This window comes from Dyadobacter sp., assembly GCF_051859145.1.
In the GTDB taxonomy this organism is placed as follows: domain Bacteria; phylum Bacteroidota; class Bacteroidia; order Cytophagales; family Spirosomataceae; genus Dyadobacter.
Window position 1 is genome coordinate 1 of sequence record NZ_JBHYGF010000278.1, and the last position, 5,726, is coordinate 5,726.

The window sequence follows — 5,726 nt, forward strand, 5'->3', positions numbered from 1 at the left end:
TGCCAAAACCGCTGAAACCAACCCGGATGGTAAAGATTCGGTAGCGATTTATATTGCAAAAAGCGATTCGGTCGAAAAAAAAATTACTTTACCCAGTGAATTGCTGCCTTATGAACGTGTAGAAATCCGTTCAAAGATTCAGGGTTATTTGAAAAAAATAAATGTTGACATCGGAAGCAGGGTGCGTAAAGGGCAATTACTAGCTCTTATCGATGCGCCGGAAATTGCTTCGCGTCTAAGCGAGGTAACCGAAAAGATCCAGTCTGCAAGAGCTAAATATTTAGCCAGCAAAGACAATTTTGAGCGTATTTATTCTGCTTCTCAAACCGAAGGTGTCATTGCAGCCAGTGAACTGGATAAAGTTAAAAATCTCTTTATGGCAGACAGTGCGGATTATAAAGCCGCTATTTTCACCGCTGCTACCTATAAGCAAATGGGAAATTACCTGGCGATCACCGCACCTTTTAACGGAGTGGTAACCAAACGGAATGCACATGAAGGGACTTTTGTGGGAAACCCCGGCGAGCTTCCACTTTTGGAAATTGAAGATAATTCCCGGCTAAGACTTCGGGTAGCTGTTCCGGAGGTATATACGGGCACCAGCTTGAAAAAGCAAAGCATCAAATTCACAACCAAAGCGATGCCTGAAAAGGTATTTGACGCCAAATTGGTCCGTAAATCAGAAAATATAGACAATGCCACTCGGAGTGAAATTTGGGAATTTGAAGTGCCCAACCCAGAAAAGTTACTGAAAGCGGGTATGTATGCAGATGCCAAGCTAGTTGTTCAGCGTTCGCAACCAGGCATTACCTTACCATCATCCGCTATTGTGACCACTTTGGAAAAAAAGTTTGCCATTAAAATAAAGCAGGGGAAAACGCAGTGGATTGACATAAACCAGGGGCTTAATCTGGGAGACAAAATTGAAGTATTTGGCAATATCATGCCCGGAGATACGCTGATACTAAGAGCCAATGAGGAATTTAAAGCAGATGTTTCGGTTATCGCAAAGCCTGTAAAAAATTAGTTTACATACTTCTAAAATCAAAAACAATATCAGCCCCTTTATTCAGCTTAAAAAAATAATTAAATCGCACTTTTATAAACCAAGTTATGAACTACTTTTCACGAAGAGACTGGCTTAAGGCCAGCACCTATTTTACTGTTGCCGGATTGGCGAGTATGAACGCTGTGAAAGCTTCGACGATTGCCAAAACGCCTGCACTTACCAAGGAAGAGATTGCAGCTATTGAAGCTGCAATGGGCAAAAAAGGCAACTACAATGAAGGACAAGCGGTTCATACCACTCCGCTTCCACGCAACGATTTGAAAGTCACTGTCAAAGGTGAACCTGTTCCAATTCCATTTGGGTTTGGGGGATGGGCGTCTATCAAAAAAACAGTAGATGGGAAATCAGCCGTTTTAATGAGTGATACAGTTCTGCTGGAAGAAGAAGTGAATCCCTTGATTTCAGCGGCGCATGCCAACGGCCTTGAAATCGGGGCTATTCACAATCACTTTTTCTATGAACAGCCACGCATATTCTACATGCACATGCATGGCATGGGCACACCGGAAGAGTTGGCTAAAAAATTTGCAGCAACCATTAAGGATGCCAAAATTTCGCCTGCCAACCAGCCTGCACCTTCTTCACCAACAGTCACGGGAAAAGAATTATTTGACCTTCCGGCATTAGATGCAATCGTCAAATACCCCGGTACAGTCAACGGTCCAACCTATAAATATACAGTTGGACGGGATGATCTTAAAGTGATGGCCATGGGTGCAGAAATGACGGCCGCCATAGGTCTGAACTCATGGGCAAGTTTTGCCGGAAACAAGGATAATGCGCATGTGGCTGGCGATATTGCTATGCTGGAAGAAGAAGTAAACGCTGTTATCAAAGTGCTGCGCTCCAATAACCTGGAAGTGGTAGCACTTCATAACCATATGTTCGGAGAAAACCCAAGAATTATTTTTCTTCATTATTACGGGCGAGGACCTTCCACCACACTGGCCAAAGGTTTTAGGGAGGCATTGGATGTGCTTGGCAAATCAGTAAAAGGCACACACTCAACCCACTGACAAATGAATTGGATTACCCGCGAACGTCCCAGGATCGACAGGATTGCCTGCCCATGATGGGCAGGTACGTTCACCTCGGGATACCAACAGCCACGGAGGGCGCAAAGGCTAATTTTGTCAACATCGGGGGCGTATCGCTGGGGTTGAAAAAGGATATACGGCCCAATATAGCTCTGCTCCCCGAAGTGCGCCCGTATTGGTACGATGGGAAAATCCTCGGTGTACCCAAGCGGGGGGCCTGGGTTCCAGTAAGGCCAGATGCTCGCAACTAGTTTTTGAGTAGTGATGTTTGTAAAGGAGGCCAGAAGCGCCCGTCGAATGACCTTGAAAACAGTTTTACCCTTCCTTTTCCTGCTGTTGAGCAGCCGTTTGTTTGCCCAGTCACTCGGCGTGAACGAAGCCGACTATGGTCTGAATGTCCGCCGGTCTATCGGACCGATTGTGCTAGACGGACGTCTGGATGAAGCCGCCTGGGACAAAGCCGACACGGTGTCGAACTTTTGGCAGTTTTTCCCGTATGACACCATCCGGGCCGGTGCCCGAACCCGCGTACGGGTGTTGTTCGACGCGGAGTTCCTATACATAGCCGCCGAATGTTATCAACCCCGCCGGTACGTGGTCACTTCGCTCAAACGCGACTTTGCCCGCGGGCAGTCAGACCTGTTTGAGGTTAACATCGACCCCTTCGGCGATAAGCTCAACGGCTTCAATTTTGCGGCAAGCCCGTACGGCGTGCAACGCGAGGGCCTGATCACCAATGGACAGGAGTTTGCCACCGATTGGGACAACAAGTGGTACGTCCGGGTAGGCAACGCCGCCGACCGCTACACCGTCGAGATGGCCATCCCCTTCAAAACGCTCCGCTACAAGCAACGGCAGACAGGGGACGGGCCAGACGTGTGGCTGATCAACTTCATCCGCAGCGACATCGCCCGCAACGAGCAATCGGCCTGGGCACCCATACCCCTTAATTTCACCGGACAGGCGCTGGCGTTTTCAGGCCGGCTGATCTGGGAGCACCCCCCCCCCAGCCCCGGTGCCAACGTCTCGCTGATTCCGTACGGGCTGGCCGAAACGGGCCGGGATTACCAGTCGGGGATACCTCCCCGACGGGGCGTCAACGCCGGATTCGATGTGAAGGTGGCCGTCACCCCTTCGCTCAATCTGGACCTGACCGTAAACCCAGACTTCGCGCAGGTCGAAGTCGATCAGCAAGTGACGAACCTGAGTCGGTTTGAGTTGTTTTTCCCCGAACGGCGGCAGTTTTTCCTGGAAAACAGCGACCTCTTCGGCTCGTTCGGCACGAGCGTCACCAACCCGTTTTTCTCCCGGCGCATCGGCCTTGTCCGCAATCCCCGCACTGGGTTCAACGAGCGGGTGCCGATTCTGGCCGGGTTACGGCTGAGCGGCCGGTTGGACCGGAACTGGCGGGTCGGGGTGCTGAACATGCAGACGGGCCGGCGGTCGCTGGCCGATTCTGTCACGCTGCCACCGATCAACTACGGGATGCTGGCCGTGCAGCGCCGGATTTCGACCCGTTCGTTTTTGAGCGCACTGCTGGTAAACAAGGACCCCGTCGGGATAATGCCAGCCGGTGCCGCCCAACCGTATAACCGGGTCGCCGGCCTGGAATATTCCCTGGCTTCTACCAATAACCAGTGGCGGGGCAAAGCGTTCTACCACCGCTCGTTCAGCCCGGACCGGCCGGCTCAGCCCTACGCGGTGGGTGCCCTGCTGTTCGTTGACAAGCCGGCGGTCAACGGGCGGGTTGGCGTTTACGACATTGGCGATAACTTCCGGGCCGACGTGGGGTACGTCCCCCGCGCGAGCCTGCTGAAATTCCATGGCGAGGTCTTTAGGGTGCTTTTCCCGAAAGGGCGGCTGGGCCGGCACATCAACCGGTTTTACCTGGGGCCAAACTGGGATTTTATTTATGGGAAACGGCAGAACCGCCTGATTGACTGGGACGCGGGACTGTTCGGGGGCATCACGATGCAAAACCAGTCGCAGCTGAGTTTTGTGTTTCTGCGATGGGATTACACCTACCTTTTCTCGCCCTTCGACCCATCCAACACCGGCGGGGTTGCCCTTCCCGCCAACACGTCGTACCTGTACTTCAGCCACCGGCTGACCTACGTGTCCAACGTCAGGAAGCCTTTTTTCTATAGTTTCAACGGTCGGTACGGGCAGTACTTCAACGGTCGGATCACGCAGTTGCACACCGTCCTGAGTTACCGGCAGCAACCTTACGGTGTTTTCTCGCTTGATTTCACCTATAACGGTATTCGGCTGCCCGCGCCCCACAGTCAATCGGACCTGCTGCTGATCGGCCCCAAGGTCGATCTGTCCTTCACCCGGTCGTTGTTTCTAACGGCCTACGTCCAGTATAACAACCAGATAAACAATGTCAACACCAACAACCGGTTCCAGTGGCGGTACAAACCCGTCTCGGACCTGTTCGTGGTGTACACCGATAACTACTTTGCGTACGAAACCCTCGATGATGACAACCGGCTGATGCGGGCCTGGCAACCCAAAAATCGGGCTTTGGTGGTCAAATTCACGTATTGGCTGAATCTGTAACCAAAAACCTCTTTTGTCAATATGTCCCGGTCAATCCCGCTCGTAGTACCTCACTTCGTCTATCACATTGCGCCTGCTGCGGTTGAATATGCTGACCTTGTAGCCGCCCCCATCGCGCGTGATCACCCAGGCGCGCATTGCGAAGGGCGGACCAGCAGGGCTCGGGAAGCGGCTGTTGCCCCGGTGGGCGGCCGGGAAACCACACCTTGGTTCTCGGTAAAGAAAAGTCAAACCAGGAAAAGGCACACACTCAACCCACTGACAAATGAAATGGATCACCCGTGAACGTCCGAAAATCGATAGGATCGCCTGCCCCTGGCTTGTAAAGAATTTCCTGGATCTGGAGGCGATATTTTAATATGTCCCCAAAGATCAGGTCTTCAATAAAGTATTGGAACTGAATGCTATCCCCTATGATATAGACGGCGCTGAGTATTCCCATTATGGTGACCAGTGCAGTTTTTATTACATCGTGGCCAAACATAATTTAAGTGATCCCGCAATCCATCAACTTGCAATAATTGTAAGGGCTGCTGACACTGACAGCTTGAGATGGCCCCGCAGGCCGCCGGACTATGGGCTATTTCGGCTGGTCTTTCGTATACCATCACAGGCGACAATCAAATGTTTAAGTTGGACTTAAAGTGTATGATGCACTTTATGCCTGGGCAAAATACCTTCAAAAGGAAAAACACGTATGGAGACCGTAACGCAAAACCAGACAATCAGATATAGTCTGGCAGATCTTACAAAATACTTTTAAAGCTGGGCACATTGGCTTTGGCGGCACTGTCGCACTGATCGGTTATATGCACCGTGACCTGATCAAAGAGCCTTATTGGATCAACGGACGATGAGTACCAGAGCGAATGGCCATGGCACAACTTGCACCTGGTCACTCGCGGTCCAGCTGGGAATTTATCTGGGATATATGCATTATTTAAATTAAGATGTGCGAATGGAAAGAACAATGAGGTACCATGGCGCTTCTTGTACAATCTTTTAATTTAACCCAGGCATTTAAAACTTGAATTTCAGCTCAATGATGATATTTTGAA

General features: G+C 50.9%; 4 protein-coding genes and 1 pseudogene. All 5 read left to right on the plus strand.

Annotated elements, in window-relative coordinates:
• Positions 1-1,027, plus strand: a 1,027-nt coding sequence (locus tag ACTIE6_RS15960) for an efflux RND transporter periplasmic adaptor subunit (RefSeq protein WP_439557587.1), incomplete at its 5' end; no start/stop codon positions are given.
• A gap of 86 nt (positions 1,028-1,113) precedes the next feature.
• Entirely contained in the window at positions 1,114-2,085 is a 972-nt protein-coding gene (locus tag ACTIE6_RS15965) for a DUF1259 domain-containing protein (RefSeq protein WP_439557588.1), read from the plus strand.
• Between the two features lie 318 nt (positions 2,086-2,403).
• Positions 2,404-4,668 carry a DUF5916 domain-containing protein gene (locus tag ACTIE6_RS15970; RefSeq protein ID WP_439557589.1) on the plus strand — a complete coding sequence of 755 codons (2,265 nt, stop codon included), beginning with the start codon at positions 2,404-2,406 and terminating at the stop codon, positions 4,666-4,668.
• A gap of 21 nt (positions 4,669-4,689) precedes the next feature.
• Positions 4,690-4,953: a hypothetical protein gene (locus ACTIE6_RS15975; protein ID WP_439557590.1), complete on the plus strand. Its 264-nt coding sequence runs from the start codon at positions 4,690-4,692 to the stop codon at positions 4,951-4,953.
• A pseudogene (locus ACTIE6_RS15980) lies at positions 4,934-5,311 on the plus strand (chromate resistance protein ChrB domain-containing protein). Before ACTIE6_RS15975 ends, ACTIE6_RS15980 begins: the two are co-directional and overlap by 20 nt.
• Positions 5,312-5,726: the final 415 nt, after the last annotated feature.

Excerpts from the sequence above, each read along its gene's own strand:
- ACTIE6_RS15965 (WP_439557588.1), top strand. The coding sequence starts at position 1,114 with ATGAACTACTTTTCACGAAGAGACTGGCTTAAGGCCAGCACCTATTTT.
- ACTIE6_RS15970 (WP_439557589.1), top strand. The coding sequence starts at position 2,404 with ATGACCTTGAAAACAGTTTTACCCTTCCTTTTCCTGCTGTTGAGCAGC.
- ACTIE6_RS15975 (WP_439557590.1), top strand. The coding sequence starts at position 4,690 with ATGTCCCGGTCAATCCCGCTCGTAGTACCTCACTTCGTCTATCACATT.